Source organism: Variovorax sp. SRS16, from assembly GCF_901827165.1.
Lineage (GTDB): Bacteria > Pseudomonadota > Gammaproteobacteria > Burkholderiales > Burkholderiaceae_C > Variovorax.
Genome location: NZ_LR594666.1, coordinates 680,338 through 697,253, shown reverse-complemented (window position 1 = coordinate 697,253; position 16,916 = coordinate 680,338). Strand labels below are relative to the sequence as shown.

Sequence of the window (16,916 nt, the reverse complement as noted above, 5' to 3'; positions counted from 1 at the left end):
GGATCTGCATCGCATGGGCCACAATGCCCCGGTGCCGACGCCCCTCTTCCACGCCAGCCACCTGCGCAAGCACTACGGATCGACCCTCGTGGTCGACGACCTCTCCTTCGAGATCGCACCCGGCGAATGCCTCGGCGTGATCGGCCCCAACGGCGCGGGCAAGACCACCACCATCCGCATGTGCCTGGGCCTCACCACGCCCGACAGCGGCACGATCGAAGCGCTCGGCGGGCTGTCGATGCCGCGCGACGCGCGCGCGATCAAGGCGCAGCTCGGCGTGGTCAGCCAGTTCGACACGCTCGATCCCGACTTCAGCTGCGCCGAGAACCTCAGGGTCTACGCACGCTACTTCGGCATGCGCCGCGCGGAGATCGCGCCGCGCATTCCCTATCTGCTCGACTTCGCGGCGCTGACGCACAAGGCCGATGCGAAGCCCGGCGAGCTCTCGGGCGGCATGCGCCGGCGGCTGTCGCTCGCGCGGGCGCTGGTCAACGATCCGAAGCTGCTGATGCTGGACGAGCCGACCACCGGCCTCGATCCGCAGGCGCGGCACCTGATGTGGGAACGGCTGCAACTGCTGCTGCAGCAGGGCAAGTCGATCCTGCTGACGACGCACTTCATGGACGAGGCCGAGCGGCTGTGTTCGCGGCTGCTGGTGCTGGACCACGGCCGCAAGATCGCCGAGGGCCGGCCGCGCGACCTGATCGCCGAGCACCTCGAACCCGACGTGGTCGAGGTGTACGGCAACGGCGCGCTCGCGCTGGCCGAATCGCCGCTCAGGCAGTACGCGGCACGGGTCGAGGTCAGCGGCGAGACGGTGTTCTTCTACACGCAGGATGCGCGCGGGCTGATGGAGGCGCTGGCCGGCCACGCCGGGCTGCGCACCTTCCACCGACCGGCCAACCTGGAAGACCTGTTCCTCAAATTGACGGGCCGGCAGATACGAGAGGACGGATAGCATGACGCCCGCCCCTGGCCCCTCGGTCTGGCGCCCGCCCGAGCTCTCGATGCGCTGGTGGCCGGTGTTCCTGCGCAACCTGCTGGTGTGGCGCAAGCTCGCGATCCCGAGCCTGATCGGCAACATCGCCGAGCCGCTGATCTGGCTGGTGGCCTTCGGCTACGGCATGGGCGCGCTGGTCGGCCGGATCGAGGTCGACGGCATCAGCGTGCCCTACATCCTGTTCCTGGCCAGCGGCTCGGTGTGCATGAGCGCGATGAACGCAGCGTCGTTCGAGGCGCTCTATTCGGCCTTCTCGCGCATGCATGTGCAGAAGACCTGGGACGGCATCATGAACGCGCCGGTGGGACTGGACGACGTGGTGCTGGCCGAGATGCTGTGGGCCGGCTTCAAGGCGATCTTCACGACCACGGCGATCCTGTTCGTGATGCTGGCGCTGAACATCAGCCACAGCCCGAAGCTGTTCGTCGCCTGGTTCGTGCTGGTGGGCGTGGGCATCACCTTCTCGTGCATCGCGCTGATCTTCAACGCGCTGGCGAAGGGCTACGATTTCTTCACCTACTACTTCACGCTGTTCATGACGCCGATGATGTTCCTGTCGGGCGTGTTCTTTCCGCTCGAGCAGTTGCCCACGGTGGTGCGGCGGATCGCGGACTGGCTGCCGCTGGCGAACGCGGTGGCGCTGGTGCGGCCCTTGTTCATGGACCGCTGGCCCGGCGACTGGGAACGCCATGCGCTCGTGCTGGTGGCCTACACCGTGGTCGCGTTCTGGATCGCACTGGGGCTCACGCGCAAGCGCTTTCGGGCTTGAGGGAGAACCTGCATGCATGACCCGTCGAAGGTGGCCGAACCCGCAGCCTTGCGCCAGCGCGACGGCGCCGAGGCCAGAGTCACCTACGAAGAGCTGTTCTTCGATCTGGTCTATGTCTTCGCGGTCACCCAGCTGTCCCACTACCTGCTCGGCCACCTGACGCCGCTCGGCGCGCTGCAGACGCTGCTGCTCTGGTTCGCGGTCTGGCTGGGTTGGCAATACACCTGCTGGGTGACGAACTGGTTCGACCCGCGCTCGGCACCGATCCGGTTGCTGCTGTTCGGCGTCATGCTGGCGGGGCTGGTGATGTCGGCGGCCATTCCGGGCGCCTTCGCCGAGCGCGGCGTGGTGTTCGCGGTCGCCTTCGTCGCGATCCAGGTCGGGCGCTCGGCCTGCGTCTGGCTGCTGCTGCGGCGCGAACGCCATGCGCTGGCGGCGAACTTCGCGCGCATCCTCGGGTGGAACTGCATCGCAGCGGTGTTCTGGATCGCCGGCGCCGCGACGGCGGGCGGGGCACGCATGGCCTGCTGGGCCATCGCGGTGGCCTGCGAGTACGTGTCGCCGATGTTCGGCTTCCGGCTGCCGGGTCTGGGACGTTCGCGCACCGCCGACTGGACCATCGAGGGCGGCCACCTGGCCGAGCGTTGCCAGCTGTTCGTGATCGTGGCGCTGGGCGAATCGATCCTGCTGATCGGCGACACCTTCGCCAGGACGCAGACCTTGACCAGCCTCTCGACGCTCGCCTTCCTGATCGCCTTCGCGGGCAGCCTCGCGATGTGGTGGCTCTACTTCGACACCGGCAGCGAGGACGGCAGCCACGCGATCGCGCATTCGGACGATCCGGGCCGCATGGGCGCCTATTTCCACTACGTCCACGTGCTGATCGTCGGCGGCATCATCGTCACCGCGGTGGGCAACGAGCTCGTGATCGCGCATCCGCATGGCCATCTGGATCTGCCGGGCATCATCGTGATGCTCGGCGCGCCGGTTGCCTACCTGTTGGGCAACGGCATCTACCGGCGCATCGTGTATGGGTCCTTCCCTGCTTCGCACGTCGCCGGCGTGGTCGTCGCCGCGGCGCTGCTGGCGCTCGTTGCCCGGATCGATCTGCTCACGCTGAACGGGCTGACCACGCTCGTGATGCTCGGCGTGGCGGCATGGGACACGCTGCGCGCGCCATCGGGTGCGGTCCGCCGCAACGCGTCGCACGCGCGCAAGGCCTGAGCGGGGGCCGAGGTTCAGCGCGCGGCCGCGGCGCGCAGCTTGTCCTTCTTGCTCGGGCGCTTGCCCTTGATGCCGCCCGTGCCCTTGTCGGCGGGCGGCGCGGCCTCGACGGGCTCGAAGCCCGGCACCTGCTCGCGCGGCACGTTCAGGCCCTGGCGTTTCTCGATCAACCTGAAATGCGCGTCGGTCGCGGCGCTGACGAAGCTGACGGCGACACCGCGCTCCCCGGCCCGCCCGGTGCGGCCGATGCGGTGCACATGGTCGACCGCCGAGCGCGCGAGGTCGTAGTTCACCACCGCCGGCAGCTGCACGACGTCGATGCCGCGCGCCGCGAGGTCGGTGGCGATCACCACCTGCACGCGCGAGGCCTTGAAGTCGGCGAGCACCTGCGTGCGCTTGCCCTGGCTGAGCAGGCCGTGAAAGGGCTCGGCATGGACGTCGGCCTTGCGCAGCTTGTCGGCCACGATCTCGGCCGCATGCTTGGTGGCGACGAAGACCAGCACCCGCGCCCAGCCCTCATGCCGGACCAGATGGCGCAGCAGCTGCGTGCGGCGGCCGGGATCGACCTCGATCGCGCGCTGGGCGATGTCGGGTTGCTCGGCCGCTTCGGACTGCACCTCGACCCGCACGGGATCGTGCAGCAAGGCCTCGGCGAAGGACTGGATCGCCGGCGGGAAGGTGGCCGAAAACAGCAGGTTCTGCCGCCGCGCGGGAAGCAGCGCGAGGACGCGCCCGAGTTCGTCGGCAAAGCCGAGGTCGAACAGGCGGTCGGCCTCGTCCAGCACCAGCATGTCCACCATGTCCAGCCGCACGGCGCGATGGTCGCTCAGGTCCAGCAGGCGGCCCGGCGTGGCGACCATGATGTCCGCGCCGCCGCGCAGCGCCATCATCTGCGGATTGATGGAGACGCCGCCGAAGGCGACCGCGATCCTGGGCGGCGCCGGCAGGTGCTGCGCAAGGCCGCGCATCGACTCGCCGACCTGCGCCGCGAGTTCACGCGTGGGCACGAGGATCAGCGCGCGCAGCCTGTGCGGCGCGTGCCGGCCCCCGGCCGCCACGCGTTGCAGCAGCGGCAGCGCGAAGGCCGCCGTCTTGCCCGAGCCGGTCTGCGCTGCGCCGAGCAGATCGCGGCCCTGCAGAATCGCGGGGATGGCTTCGGCCTGGATGGCCGTGGGCGCGGCATAGCCTTTGTCGGTGGCGGCGCGCACCAGGGCGGGGTCGAGGCCCAGGGAATGGAATGGCATGGAATGAAGATCGCGAAGATGAAGGAGCATAGCCAGCATGAACCCCGATGACCTCGAACGTCTGCTGACCCGCGAGATGCCCTTCGGCAAATACAAGGGCCGGCTGATCGCCGACCTGCCCGGCAACTACCTGAACTGGTTTGCCCGCGAGGGCTTTCCCGAGGGAGAGATCGGCCGCCTGCTGGCGCTGATGCACGAGATCGACCACAACGGGCTCAAGGGGTTGCTGGAGCCGCTTCGCAAGAGGCGCTGAACGGGCCCAGTGACGCTTTTCCGCCTCATTTCGACCCGGTCTGCCTAAAAATCAAAGCATTTCACCCAAAAGTCAAATAGTGAACGACAATGCCGGAGCGATCCAGCGGCCCTGCTGCCTGGTTCGCGATCCGGTGATCGGTCAGTTTCGCGCCACAGCGCCTGTTTAGTTTGTTGTGATACTGGGACTCCATCGCTTTGTTTTTTTGGTTTGATTAGGAGTCCCTCCATGGGCAAGAAACTCTACGTAGGCAACCTCGCTTACTCCGTGCGCGACAACGATCTGGAGCAGGCTTTCGCCGCTTACGGCTCGGTCGCCAGCGCCAAGGTCATGATGGAACGCGACAGCGGTCGCTCCAAGGGCTTCGGCTTCGTCGAAATGGGCACCGATGCGGAAGCACTCGCTGCCATCGAAGGCCTGAACGGCCAATCGCTCGACGGCCGCAGCCTGACCGTCAATGAAGCCCGTCCGATGGAGCCCCGTTCGCCCGGCGGCTTCGGCGGTGGTGGTGGTGGCCGCAGCGGCGGTGGCGGCGGCTACGGTGGTGGCGGCGGCGGTGGTTACGGCGGCGGCGGCGGTGGTGGCGGCAATCGCAGCGGCGGTGGCGGCTACGGCGGCGGCGGCGGTGGCCGCGGCGGCTACTAAGCCCTTCCGGCATCCAGCACAAGGCTCCTTCGGGAGCCTTTTTCTTTGGCTGAACCGGCTCCCTCGGGCGCCTTTCCTCTTGGAGCACGGCCCCCTGGTACGTGGAAGTCCGTACAGTTCTGGTCAGCAACCAGTCAGTCTCAGGCGACGACCCTCGATGCCACTACAACGAGGAGCGAGACAATGCGCATCAAGAGTCAGGCCGACTTCTTTTCAGGAGTCATGTTCGCTGCGGTCGGGGGCGCCTTCGCCGTCGGCGCCACCACCTACAACGTCGGGGACGGCGCCCGCATGGGGCCCGGTTACTTTCCGCTCATGCTGGGGATCCTGCTGGCGATCCTCGGCGCGGCGATCATGTTCCAGGGGCTGGTGGTCGAGGCCCTCGACGGCGGAAAGATCGGCAAATGGGCCTGGAGGCCGCTGGCCTTCGTGCTCGGCGCCAACCTCGCGTTCGGCGTGCTGCTCGGCGGATTGCCGAGCATCGGCCTGCCGGCCATGGGGATGATCCTCGCGATCTACGCACTGACCCTCATCTCGAGCCTGGCCGGCGAGCAGTTCAAGCTGCGCGACGTGCTGGTGCTCGCGACCATCCTGGCAGCAGGCAGCTACGTGGCCTTCATCTGGGCGCTCAAGCTGCAGATCCAGGTCTGGCCGACCTTCATCACGGGTTGAGGAGCGCGCCATGGATCTGATTCACAACCTGAGCATCGGCTTCGGTGTCGCCTTCACCTTCACCAACCTGCTGTACTGCCTGATCGGCTGCATCCTGGGCACGCTGATCGGCGTGCTGCCGGGCATCGGCCCGGTGGCCACCATCGCAATGCTGCTGCCGGCCACCTACGCGCTGCCGCCGGTGTCGGCGCTGATCATGCTCGCGGGCATCTACTACGGCGCGCAGTACGGCGGCTCCACCACCGCCATCCTGGTCAACCTGCCCGGCGAATCCTCGTCGGTGGTGACTTGCATCGACGGCTACCAGATGGCACGACAGGGCCGCGCCGGCCCCGCGCTCGCCGCCGCCGGCCTGGGGTCGTTCTTCGCCGGTTGCGTGGGCACCTTGATCCTGGCGGCGTTCGCGCCGCCGCTGACCGAGCTGGCCTTCAAGTTCGGGCCGGCCGAGTACTTCTCGCTCATGACGCTGGGGCTGATCGGTGCCGTCGTGCTGGCCTCGGGCTCGTTGCTGAAGGCGGTCGCGATGATCGTGCTCGGTCTGCTGCTGGGCATCGTGGGCACGGACGTCAACTCCGGCGTCGCGCGCTTCAGCTTCGACATCCCGGAGCTGACCGACGGCATCGGCTTCGTGGTGATCGCGATGGGCGTGTTCGGCTATGGCGAGATCATCGGCAACCTGTCGCAGCCCGAGGACGAGCGCGAGGTGTTCACCGCCGACGTCAAGGGCCTGTGGCCGACGCGGGACGACTTCAAGCGCATGACGCCGGCCGTGCTGCGCGGCACTGCGCTCGGCTCGGCCCTCGGCATCCTGCCGGGCGGCGGCGCGCTGCTGGCGGCCTTCGCGGCCTACGCGCTGGAGAAGAAGATCCGGATGAAGCCCGGTGAGGTGCCCTTCGGCAAGGGCAACATCCGCGGCGTGGCCTCGCCCGAATCGGCCAACAATGCCGGCGCGCAGACCTCCTTCATCCCGCTGCTCACGCTGGGCATTCCGCCCAATGCGGTGATGGCGCTGATGGTGGGCGCGATGACCATCCACAACATCCAGCCCGGCCCGCAGGTCATGACCAGCAACCCCGAGCTGTTCTGGGGCCTGATCGCCTCGATGTGGATCGGCAATGCGATGCTCATCGTGCTCAACCTGCCGCTGATCGGCATGTGGATCAAGCTGCTGACGGTGCCCTACAGGTTCCTGTTCCCGGCGATCGTGCTGTTCTGCGCGATCGGTGTGTACTCGACCAACAACAACACCTTCGACGTCTGGATGGTCGGCGCCTTCGGCTTCATCGGCTACCTGTTCCTCAAGCTCAAGACCGAGCCGGCGCCACTGCTGCTGGGCTTCATCCTCGGGCCGATGATGGAAGAGAACCTGCGCCGCGCGCTGCTGCTGTCGCGCGGCACCTGGAGCGTGTTCGTCACGCGGCCGCTGTCCGCCGGCCTGCTGGTGGCGGCCTGCCTGCTGCTGGGCATCGTGCTGCTGCCCTCGATCAAGGCCAAGCGAGAAGAGGCGTTCGTGGAGGAATAGCCCGCCCCAGGACGCGTGTCAGCGGCGAGCGGGAATCAGCACGCGGCGCAGTTCGGCCGCGCACAGCGCCACGGCGGTGTTCGCCTCGTCGAGCACCCGGCCCATGGTGATGAAGCCGTGGATCTGGCGCTCGAAGCAGACGTAGCTCGCGCGGTTGCCGGCCGCGGTCAGCGCACGCGCATAGTCCAGCCCCTCGTCGCGCAGCGGGTCGTAGCCGGCGGTGAGCACCAGTGCCGGCGGCAGGCCCGCGAGCTTGTCTTGCAGCAGCGGCGAGGCACGCCACTCGAGGTCGTGCTTCGGATCGGCGATGTAATGGTCGTGGAAATACGTGATCGAATCGCTGGTGAGCAAATAGCCCTGGCCATTGGTGGTGTGCGACGCGTGGCCGCGGCGCATGTCGGTCGCGGGATAGATCAGCAGCTGGAACGCGATCGGCAGGTCGCCCGCATCGCGCGCCGCGATCGCCACCACGGCGGCCAGGTTGCCGCCGGCGCTGTCGCCGCCGACCGCGAGCCGGGTGGCATCGAGCCCGAGCGCGCCCGCTTCCTTGCGCACCCAGCGCGTGGCGGCGAGCACGTCGTCGACCGCGGCGGGAAAGCGGTGCTCCGGACCCATGCGGTAGTCGACGGCGACCACGGCGCATCCCGACAGATTGGCGAGCTCGCGGCACAGCGTGTCGTGCGTGTCGAGGTCGCCGATGACCCAGCCGCCGCCGTGGTAGTAGACCAGCACCGGCAGCAGCGCCGCACGGCTCGTGCCCAGCGGACGATAGAGCCGCAGCGGGATCGTGCCGTGCGGGCCGGTCGCGGCGAGTTCGCGCACCTCGGCGACCTCCCCGGGTTCGGGCTGCGTGGCGCTGCGCCGCTCGCGGTAGAAGGCGCGCGCGTCGGCCGGCGACAGGGTGTGGGTCGGCGGGATGCCGCGCTGTTCCATGAAGTCGAGCAGCGCGCGGGCTTGAGGGTGCAGCATGGGGAGTCTCCGGAGGTGTGCGTTCAGGCCCGGCGAGGGCGGATGCGCGACGCGGCTTCCTTGGCATTGCGGCGCGCGGTGTCGATGTCGGCCGCATGCGCCACCGCCACGCCCATGCGGCGCTTGACGAAGCTCTCGGGCTTGCCGAACAGGCGCACATCGGTGCCGGGCACGCGCAGCGCATCGGCCACGCCGTCGAAGACGATGCCACCCGCATCCACGCCGCCGTAGACCACGGCGCTCGCGCCCGCGCTCTTGAGCGTGGTGTCGACCGGCAGGCCGAGGATCGCGCGCGCATGCAGCTCGAACTCGTTCTGCCACTGGGTCGCCAGGGTCACCAGGCCGGTGTCGTGCGGCCGCGGGCTGACCTCGCTGAACCAGACCTGCTCGCCCTTGACGAACAGCTCGACGCCGAAGAGTCCCTGCCCGCCGAGATCGGCCGTCACCGCCTGCGCGATCTGCTGCGCCTTTTGCAGCGCGGCCGGCGCCATCGGATGCGGCTGCCAGCTCTCGACATAGTCGCCATGGACCTGCAGGTGGCCGATGGGCTCGCAGAAGCGGGTCTGCACGGCGCCGGCCTCGTCGAGCGCGCGCACCGTGAGCAGCGTGATCTCGTAGTCGAAATCGATGAAGCCCTCGACGATCACGCGGCCGTGGCTCACCCGGCCCCCGGCCATCGCATGGTCCCAGGCCTTTTGGACATCGGCCGGCCCGTCGATCTTGCTCTGGCCCTTGCCCGAGCTGCTCATCACGGGCTTGACGATGCAGGGATAGCCGATGCCTTCGTCGATCGCCGCCTGCAGCTCGGCCAGCGAATCGCAGAACTTGTAGGGGCTGGTCGGCACGCCCAGCGTCTCGGCGGCCAGACGGCGAATGCCTTCGCGGTCCATCGTGAGCCGCGCGGCGCGCGCGGTCGGGATCACGCGCACCACGCCGGCATCCTCGAGCTGCTGCAGCATCGGCGTGGCGATGGCCTCGATCTCGGGCACCACCAGCAGCGGCCGCTCGGCCTCGATCAGCGCTTTCAGCTGCGCGGGATCGCTCATCGTGAGGGTGCGCGCATGGTGCGCCACCTGCTGGCCCGGCGCATTCTCGTAGCGGTCGACCGCGATGGTCTCGACACCGAGGCGCTGCAGCGCGATCAGCACTTCCTTGCCGAGCTCGCCCGAGCCGAGCAGCATCACGCGGGTGGCGGAAGGAGACAAGGGGGTGCCGAGGGTGGTCATGGGTACGGGTTCGTGCAAAAGAAGGAGACGGGTACGCAGGACTGTAAATCAAGCCCGCTGTCACACGCGGCAATGCGGCGCCCGCGCGCGTGTTTCACAATGCCGTGATGGGCGACTTCGGAACGTCCCTCCCTTTTTTTCTTCAGGAGCATTTCTCATGGCAATCCATACAGTCGGCATCATCGGCGCGGGCACGATGGGCAACGGCATCGCGCAGGCCTGCGCGGTCGCGGGCGTCAAGGTCGTGATGGTCGACATCGCGCAGGCCGCGGTCGACAAGGGCCTCTCGACGGTCGCCGGCAGTCTCGACAGGCTGATCAAGAAGGACAAGCTCAGCACGGCGCAGAAGGATGCCGCGCTGGCGCTGATCAAGGGTTCGACGAACTACGACGAGCTCAAGGCGGCTCAACTCGTGATCGAGGCGGCGACCGAGAACCACGCGCTCAAGCTCAAGATCCTCCAGCAGGTCGACGCCCTGCTCCCGCCCGAGGCGATCATCGCCTCGAACACCTCGTCGATCTCGATCACCCAGCTGGCGGCGGCCACCTCGCGCGCCGACCGCTTCATCGGCATGCACTTCTTCAACCCGGTGCCGATGATGGCGCTGGTCGAGATCATCCGCGGCTACCTCACCAGCGACGCCACGCACGATGCGGTGAAGGCGCTGGCGGTGGCGCTGGGCAAGTCGCCGATCACGGTGAAGAACGCGCCCGGCTTCGTGGTCAACCGCATCCTGGTGCCGATGATCAACGAGGCCTTCTTCGTGCTGGCCGAAGGGCTCGCGACGGCCGAGGACATCGACGCCGGCATGAAGCTGGGCTGCAACCAGCCGATTGGCCCATTGGCACTGGCCGACATGATCGGGCTGGACGTCTGCCTCGCGGTGATGGAGGTCTACCTCGAGCAGTTCGGCGACTCCAAGTACCGGCCGTGTCCGTTGCTCAAGGAGATGGTGGCGGCGGGCCAGCTCGGCCGCAAGACCGGGCACGGCGTGTACCGTTACTAACCCCCAGCCTCGCCCACTTCGTGTGGCTCGGGCACCCCCCTTGAAAAGGGGGCGATGCCAGCCGCCCGGCAAAGCCGGTTCCGCGGTATCCCTGGAAGAGACACGCACACACAGGAACAAGGAGCCGAGTCAAATGACCGCCACGCCCACCACGCCGCCGCCCGAAGGCTGCATCGACACCCAGGTGCTCGACCACGTGCTGCTGATCGGCATCAACCGCCCGGCCAAGCGCAACGGCTGGACGCCGCGCATGTTCCGCGAACTGGCAGAGGCCTACACGCGGCTCGACGACGATCCGGCGCTGCGCGTGGGCGTGCTGCACGCATTCGGCGATCACTTCACCGCCGGGCTGGATCTGCCCGCGGTGGCCGAGTACATGAAGCGCGGCGAGAAGGCGATTCCCGCAGGGCTGGTCGAGCCGCACGACTACGGCCTGCCCGGCTACCGGCGACGCAGCAAGCCGATGGTGGTGGCGGTCAAGGGGATCTGCTTCACGGTCGGCATCGAGCTGATGCTGGGCGCCGACATCGTGGTCGCGGCCGACAACTGCCGCTTCTCGCAGATGGAAGTGCAGCGCGGCATCATGGCCACCGGCGGCGCGACGCTGCGCATGGCGGAGCGCGCGGGGCTGGGCAACGCCATGCTGCATCTGCTGACGGCCGACGAGTTCGGCAGCGCCGAGGCCTTCCGGCTGAACTTCGTGCAGAAGGTGGTGCCGGCCGGGGAGGAACTCGACGCGGCTTTGCGCATCGCGCAGCGCATCGCGGCGCAGGCGCCGCTGGCGGTGGTGGCAACACGGCTCAATGTGGTGAAGGCGATCGAACAGGGGCCGGCGGCAGCCGTCGCGGATTTCATTCCGGTGCAGCAGCGGCTGGCGAACAGCGAGGATGCGGCCGAAGGGGTGCGGTCCTTTGTGGAGCGGCGGCCTTCGCGGTTCAGTGGGCGATGAGGGGGCCTTTGCGGAGGTCCGGCGCCCTCACCCCAGCCCTCTCCCAGAGGGAGAGGGGGCAAGACAACAATTCCCACAAATTACATTGCACACAATTTAATTGGAAGCTATACTTCCAGCCATGCGCACCCAGCCCCCATCGACCGACGAGATGCTCCGGCTCGACAACCAGCTCTGCTTCGCGGTCTACTCCGCTTCGCTGGCGATGACCAAGCTCTACAAGCCGCTGCTCGACAAGCTCCATCTCACCTACCCGCAATACCTCGTGATGCTGGTGCTGTGGGAGCGCGACGGGCTCATGGTGTCCGAGCTCGGCGAGCGGCTCTCGCTCGACTCGGGCACGCTCACACCGCTGCTCAAGCGGCTCGAAGCCAGCGGCCTGGTGGCGCGCATTCGCGATGTCGATGACGAGCGCCGGGTCCGCGTCACCCTCACCGCCGCGGGCCGCAAGCTCAAGGCACGCGCCGCCGGCGTGCCGGGCTGCCTGATGGCCGCCACGCAGTGCTCGGTGCCCGAACTCATCGCCCTCACGCAGCAGATCCAGACCCTGCGCGATCGCGTCAAGGCTGCCTAGTCTTTTTTTCCCCCAACCAACCGAAGGAACCACCATGGTCAAGAAACTCGACAAAGTGCTCTACACCGCGCAGTCCCACACCATCGGCGGCCGCGACGGCGCCGGCAAGACCAGCGACGACGCGCTCGACGTCAAGCTCAGCTCGCCCGGCACCGGCAAGCCCGGCACCAACCCCGAGCAACTCTTCGCGGTCGGCTACTCGGCCTGCTTCATCGGCGCGATGAAGGCGGTCGGCCCCAAGATCAAGGTCAAGGTGCCGGACGACGTGGCCATCGACGCCAGCGTTTCCCTCGGCCCGACGGACGGCGGCGCGGCCTACGGCATCGCGGTCAAGCTCGCGATCACGCTGCCGGGCCTGGACGATGCGCAGAAGAAGCAGCTGGTCGAGGCCGCGCACCAGGTGTGCCCGTACTCGAACGCCACGCGCGGCAACATCGACGTCGAGCTGTCGATCCTCTGATCCAGCCTGCCGCCATCCATCAGCGCCGGCCGGCGTCGCCCAGGTGACGCCGGCCGGCGCTTTTGTCATGCAGCCGCGACGCCTCTGCAGTAAGGTCATTCCATGAACACCGAACTGTGGGTCCGCAAGGACGATCTTTCCGCCACCCGCCTGCGCGACGCCGGCGACACGCGGCTGGCCGACGGCCAGATCCGGGCGCGCATCGACAGCTTCGCGCTCACCGCCAACAACATCACCTATGCCGCCTTCGGCGAGGCCATGAACTACTGGCAGTTCTTCCCGACCGGCGAGGAAGGCTGGGGCACCATCCCGGTGTGGGGCTTCGCAACGGTGACGCACTCGCTGCATCCGGGCGTCGCGGTGGGCGAGCTGCTGTATGGCTACTTCCCGATGGCCTCTGCCGTGGTGCTCACGCCCGAGCGGCTCTCGCCCGAGCGCTTCACCGACGGCGCCGAACACCGCGCCGCGCTGCCGGCCGTCTACAACCAGTACTTCCGCAGCAAGCTCGACCCGCTCTACACCGCCGGCACCGAAGACATCCAGGCGCTGCTGCGCCCGCTCTTCATCACCTCGTGGTTGATCGACGATTTCTTCGCCGACAACGGCTTCTTCGGCGCCGATCCCGGCGTCGCGTTGCTCTCGAGCGCATCGAGCAAGACCGCCTACGGCACCGCCTTCCAGCTCGCGCAGCGCGACGGCATCGAAGTGGTCGGCCTGACCTCGGCCGCCAACAAGGCCTTCTGCGAATCGCTGGGTTGCTACGACCGCGTGCTGGCCTACGAGGAGCTCGACCAGCTCGCGGCCGACACGCCCTGCGTCTACATCGACTTCGCCGGCAACGGCACGCTGCGCCGCGCCATCCACACGCGCTTCGCCAACCTGAAGCACAGCGCCTCGATCGGCGGCACGCACGTCGACCAGCTCGCGGCCAGCGGCGCCGGCAAGGATTTGCCCGGCCCGCGCGCCACGCTGTTCTTCGCGCCGGCGCAAATCAAGAAGCGCACCACCGAATGGGGCGCGCAAGACTTCGGCCAGCGCATGGTGCAAGCCTGGCAGGCCTTCACCGCCAAGGTGACGGATCCGCGCGCGCCCTGGCTGCGCGCCGAACACCACGACGGCGCCGCTGCGGTGCAGGCGGCCTATGCCGCGGTGCGCTCGGGCCGCGGCGATCCGCGCAGCGGGCACATCCTGTCGCTGTCGCGCGGCGGCTGAGGCGCGGGCCGATCGCCGCGCCTCACGGCGCGCTCGCCTCGAAGCCGACCTCGCGCGCTTCCAGCACCTGCCGGCAGTGGCTGCACACGACCTCGGGCACGAACGGATGTCCGCAGGCCCGGTGCGTGGGGCGGATCGAACTCGGCTCCTGGAAATGATGCCGCGCCGCCCAGCTCGAGAAGCAGAGGATGTAGCCGAACAGATCGCGGCTCGCCGGCGTGAGTCGATAGACCCGGCGCCGCCCGTCGACCAGATCGTCCTGGCACAGCAGCAGCCCGGCGTCGACCATGTCGCCCAGACGGCGCGACAGCACGCTGCTGCCGATGCCGAGCACGTGGCTGAGCTCGTCGAAATGGTGGCAGCCGAGCAGCACGGCCGAGATGATCAGCAGCGCCCAGCGGTCTACGCGCAGGCCCCTGCTCGAGCCGTCGCCTTCGGCCTGCGCGAGCCGCGGCGCGCGGCCGCGGGCGGGCGGGCGGGCGCGCAGCGCCGCGTTCGGCTGCAGCGTGAAGCCCAGGTCGCCGATGCCGACCTTCTCGTGGCAGGCGCCACAGGCGAGCCAAGGCACGAAGGCGTGGCCGCAGCCGGCGTGCACCAGCCGCTGCGGCAGGTCGGTCGCGCGCGTGCCCCAGCGCCGCTCCCACGACCACATCATCAGCACATGCGGATAGAGCGACAGGCCCTTGGCGGTGAGATGGTAGGCATGGCGCAGCGGCCGTTCCTGATACGGCCGCTGGCGCAGCAGGCCGAGCGCGGTCAGCGCGCGCAGGCGCTGCGCCAGCGTATGGCGCGGAATGGCGAGCCGGCTCTGCCACTCGTCGAAGCGGCGCACGCCGAGGAAGGCGCCGAGCACGACCGCCATGGTCCAGCGGTCGCCGAGCAATTGCAGGCCGTGGTCGAGCGTGCTGGTGGCCAGCGCTTCGCGGCGCAGGTCGAGTTCTTCCGGGGTGAGTGGCACCGGTGGATTGTCAGCGCTCGACCACGAAGCTGACGACGGTCGCGCAGGAGCCGCCGATGTTCAGCGTCTGGATGCGCCGTGCGCCTTCGATCTGGCACTCGCCCGCCTCGCCCGTCACCTGCCGCGCGGCATCGAAGAGCATGCGCGTGCCGGTGGCGCCGACCGGATGGCCGCAGCCGATCAGGCCGCCGCTCATGTTGACCGGGCAGCGCCCGCCGGGATCGATGCTGCCGTCCTCCACCGCCCGCCAGCTCTGCCCCGGCGCGCTGAGGCCGAGGTGGTCGATGGCCATGTACTCGGTGGTGGTGAAGCAGTCGTGCGTCTCCACGCCGTCCATCGCGTCGATGCCGCCGATGCCGGCGCGCCGCCACGCGTCCTCGATGGTCTCGCGCACATGCGGGAACACATAGGCCTGGCCACGGCTGCGTTCCAGCTTGTCGAGCAGCCGCAGGCCCGCGGTGCGATGGCCCCAGCCCGCGATGCGCGGCGGCGCGGCGCCGTCGCGCCGGTGTTCGCGCAGGAAGCGGCCGGAGGCCAGCACCACGGCGCAGGCGCCGTCGGTGACCTGGCCGCAGTCCTGCCGGCGCGTGCCGGGCTCGATCAGCGGATTGGCCTCGTCGTCGTCGGTGAAGCTGCGTTCGTCGAACTGCCAGCGCCGCGTCTGCGCCAGCGGATTGCGGCGCGCGTTGGCGTAGTTGAGTTCGGCGATGCGGTTGAGATGGCGCCGGTCCAGCCCATAGCGTTCCTCGTATTCCTGCGCCACGCGCCCGAACGCGGCCGGCCACATGAAGGTGCAGGGGATGTCCTCGCGGCCTTGCCAGGCGGCGGCATTCTGGTTCTGCGAGGCGAGGTTGCCCGGCAGGTTCTTGAACTCCTCGACGCCGAGCACCAGCACACAGTCGTAGCGGCCGGCCTCGATCTCGGCCATCGCGGCGAGCACGCCGAGCGAGGACGAGGCGCAGGCGCCCTCGTGCCGCATCGCGGGCACGCCCCACAGTTCGGGCACCACCTGCGACACCATCGCACCCAGGTGCGCCTGCTGGCGCTGCAGTTCGGCGAAGGCATTGCCGACATGGATGCTCTGGATCTGCGCCGCATCGACCCGCGCCGCGGCGAGTGCGCCGAGCGTGCCCTCGCGCACCATGTCCGAGATGTCCTCGCCGTTGCGCGACCAGGCCTTGGCGAAGTCGGTCTGGTGGCCGCCGAGGATGTAGACGGGTTCGGTCATGCAGCTCTCCTCAAGGTCGATGCCTCCTGCGACGGCGGATAGCGAAGCCCGGCGAAGCGCGCGGCGGCCTGCGCGTACTCGCGTTCGAGCCGGTCCACCACGGCGGCCACCGGCTCCACCTCGCGGATCGCGCCCACGCCCTGCCCGGCCGCCCACACGTCCTTCCAGCGCTTGGCCGCGATCGACTGGCTGCTGTCGTACTGCCGCGCGGGCGCGTCGGGCATGTGATCGGGGTCGAGCCCGTTGGCGCGCAGCGAGGGCTTGAGCCAGCTCGCCGGCGTGCCGGTGATGCCTGCGCTCACCACCAGGTCATCGACCGTGCTGTCGACCAGCATCTGCTTGTAGGCCTCGGGCGCCAGGCTCTCGGCCACCGGGATGAAGCGTGTGCCCATGTAGACGAAGTCCGCGCCGGCCGCGATCGCGCCGGCCACGCCCCAGCCGTCGCTGATGCCGCCGCCGGCGATCACATGGCCGTCGAAGAATTCGCGCACCGCACTCACGAAAGCGAAGGGCGAGAGGAAGCCCGTGTGCCCACCGGCGCCGGCCGACACGCAGGCCAGCCCATCGGCGCCGGCCGCGACCGCCTTGCGCGCGAGCTGCAGGTTGATGACGTCGGCGAACACCAGCCCGCCATAGCGGTGCACCACCTCGATCGCCGGCTTGGGACTGCCCAGCGCCGTCACGACGATCGGCGGCTTGTACCTGGCGACGAGTTCGAGGTCTTCCGGCAGCCGCGTGTTCGACGAATGCGTGACCAGGTTGGCGCACCACGGGCCGAGGGTCGACGCGGGTTGTTCGTCACGCGCGCGGGCCAGCCCTTCGGTGATCTCGCGCATCCATGCATCGAGCGTTTCGATGGGGCGCGCATTGGGCGTGGGAAAGGCGCCGACGATGCCGGCCCTGCAGGCGGCGAGCACCAGCGCGGGGCCGGAGATCAGGAACATGGGCGCCGCGAAGACGGGCAGCCGCAGCGCAAAGGGAATGCGTGAACTCATGGTGGTCTTC

The 16,916-nt window shown here is 68.8% G+C and carries 18 protein-coding genes; 12 read left to right on the top strand and 6 right to left on the bottom strand.

Annotated elements, in window-relative coordinates; translation table 11 throughout:
* Positions 1-13 precede the first annotated feature (13 nt).
* Genes E5P2_RS03425 through E5P2_RS03415 form a run of 3 tightly spaced genes read left to right on the top strand, consistent with a single transcriptional unit; the run spans position 14 to position 2,993 of the window.
* The gene (locus tag E5P2_RS03425; protein ID WP_162565757.1) at positions 14-958 is read left to right on the top strand and encodes an ATP-binding cassette domain-containing protein; all 945 of its coding nucleotides are present in this window, start codon (positions 14-16) and stop codon (positions 956-958) included.
* A 1-nt stretch (position 959) separates the two neighbouring features.
* Positions 960-1,769, top strand: a complete 810-nt coding sequence (locus E5P2_RS03420) for an ABC transporter permease (RefSeq protein WP_162565756.1) — start codon at positions 960-962, stop codon at positions 1,767-1,769.
* A 12-nt stretch (positions 1,770-1,781) separates the two neighbouring features.
* On the top strand, positions 1,782-2,993 hold the full coding sequence (locus tag E5P2_RS03415) for a low temperature requirement protein A (RefSeq protein ID WP_162565755.1): 1,212 nt from the start codon (positions 1,782-1,784) through the stop codon (positions 2,991-2,993).
* Between the two features lie 14 nt (positions 2,994-3,007).
* Here E5P2_RS03415 and E5P2_RS03410 read toward each other — a convergent pair whose 3' ends face one another.
* Positions 3,008-4,237: a DEAD/DEAH box helicase gene (locus E5P2_RS03410; protein ID WP_162565754.1), complete on the bottom strand. Its 1,230-nt coding sequence runs from the start codon at positions 4,235-4,237 to the stop codon at positions 3,008-3,010.
* Positions 4,238-4,274: 37 nt separating this feature from the next.
* Between E5P2_RS03410 and E5P2_RS03405 the strand changes: the two genes are divergently transcribed.
* From E5P2_RS03405 to E5P2_RS03390, 4 genes are all read left to right on the top strand, one after another.
* A complete protein-coding gene (locus E5P2_RS03405) occupies positions 4,275-4,490 on the top strand; it encodes a DUF3820 family protein (protein WP_162565753.1) in 216 nt (71 codons plus the stop codon).
* A gap of 228 nt (positions 4,491-4,718) precedes the next feature.
* The gene (locus E5P2_RS03400; RefSeq protein WP_162565752.1) at positions 4,719-5,135 is read left to right on the top strand and encodes an RNA recognition motif domain-containing protein; all 417 of its coding nucleotides are present in this window, start codon (positions 4,719-4,721) and stop codon (positions 5,133-5,135) included.
* Between the two features lie 183 nt (positions 5,136-5,318).
* Positions 5,319-5,807: a tripartite tricarboxylate transporter TctB family protein gene (locus E5P2_RS03395; protein ID WP_162565751.1), complete on the top strand. Its 489-nt coding sequence runs from the start codon at positions 5,319-5,321 to the stop codon at positions 5,805-5,807.
* 10 nt (positions 5,808-5,817) lie between these two features.
* Positions 5,818-7,329, top strand: a complete 1,512-nt coding sequence (locus E5P2_RS03390; protein WP_162565750.1) for a tripartite tricarboxylate transporter permease — start codon at positions 5,818-5,820, stop codon at positions 7,327-7,329.
* 18 nt (positions 7,330-7,347) lie between these two features.
* Here E5P2_RS03390 and E5P2_RS03385 read toward each other — a convergent pair whose 3' ends face one another.
* A complete protein-coding gene (locus E5P2_RS03385) occupies positions 7,348-8,298 on the bottom strand; it encodes an alpha/beta hydrolase (RefSeq protein WP_162565749.1) in 951 nt (316 codons plus the stop codon).
* Positions 8,299-8,321: 23 nt separating this feature from the next.
* Positions 8,322-9,524 carry a formate-dependent phosphoribosylglycinamide formyltransferase gene (gene purT / locus E5P2_RS03380; protein ID WP_162565748.1) on the bottom strand — a complete coding sequence of 401 codons (1,203 nt, stop codon included), beginning with the start codon at positions 9,522-9,524 and terminating at the stop codon, positions 8,322-8,324.
* Positions 9,525-9,681: 157 nt separating this feature from the next.
* On the opposite strand from purT, the gene E5P2_RS03375 reads away from it, so the two are divergent.
* From E5P2_RS03375 to E5P2_RS03355, 5 genes are all read left to right on the top strand, one after another.
* Positions 9,682-10,530, top strand: a complete 849-nt coding sequence (locus tag E5P2_RS03375; RefSeq protein ID WP_162565747.1) for a 3-hydroxybutyryl-CoA dehydrogenase — start codon at positions 9,682-9,684, stop codon at positions 10,528-10,530.
* 133 nt (positions 10,531-10,663) lie between these two features.
* Positions 10,664-11,479: a crotonase/enoyl-CoA hydratase family protein gene (locus E5P2_RS03370; RefSeq protein WP_162565746.1), complete on the top strand. Its 816-nt coding sequence runs from the start codon at positions 10,664-10,666 to the stop codon at positions 11,477-11,479.
* Between the two features lie 121 nt (positions 11,480-11,600).
* On the top strand, positions 11,601-12,053 hold the full coding sequence (locus E5P2_RS03365; RefSeq protein ID WP_162565745.1) for a MarR family winged helix-turn-helix transcriptional regulator: 453 nt from the start codon (positions 11,601-11,603) through the stop codon (positions 12,051-12,053).
* 34 nt (positions 12,054-12,087) lie between these two features.
* Positions 12,088-12,513 carry an organic hydroperoxide resistance protein gene (locus E5P2_RS03360; RefSeq protein ID WP_162565744.1) on the top strand — a complete coding sequence of 142 codons (426 nt, stop codon included), beginning with the start codon at positions 12,088-12,090 and terminating at the stop codon, positions 12,511-12,513.
* Positions 12,514-12,615: 102 nt separating this feature from the next.
* Positions 12,616-13,725 (top strand): DUF2855 family protein, encoded by a 1,110-nt coding sequence (locus E5P2_RS03355; RefSeq protein WP_162565743.1) that lies wholly within the window; start codon positions 12,616-12,618, stop codon positions 13,723-13,725.
* A 22-nt stretch (positions 13,726-13,747) separates the two neighbouring features.
* Here E5P2_RS03355 and E5P2_RS03350 read toward each other — a convergent pair whose 3' ends face one another.
* The 3 genes from E5P2_RS03350 to E5P2_RS03340 are packed head-to-tail and all read right to left on the bottom strand — an operon-like array spanning position 13,748 to position 16,906.
* Entirely contained in the window at positions 13,748-14,683 is a 936-nt protein-coding gene (locus tag E5P2_RS03350) for a winged helix-turn-helix transcriptional regulator (protein WP_162565742.1), read from the bottom strand.
* A gap of 10 nt (positions 14,684-14,693) precedes the next feature.
* The gene (locus E5P2_RS03345) at positions 14,694-15,911 is read right to left on the bottom strand and encodes an acetyl-CoA acetyltransferase (RefSeq protein WP_162565741.1); all 1,218 of its coding nucleotides are present in this window, start codon (positions 15,909-15,911) and stop codon (positions 14,694-14,696) included.
* Complete coding sequence (locus E5P2_RS03340; protein ID WP_162565740.1) at positions 15,908-16,906, bottom strand: NAD(P)H-dependent flavin oxidoreductase; 999 nt, start codon at positions 16,904-16,906, stop codon at positions 15,908-15,910. The genes E5P2_RS03345 and E5P2_RS03340 overlap by 4 nt, the downstream gene beginning before the upstream one ends.
* Positions 16,907-16,916: the final 10 nt, after the last annotated feature.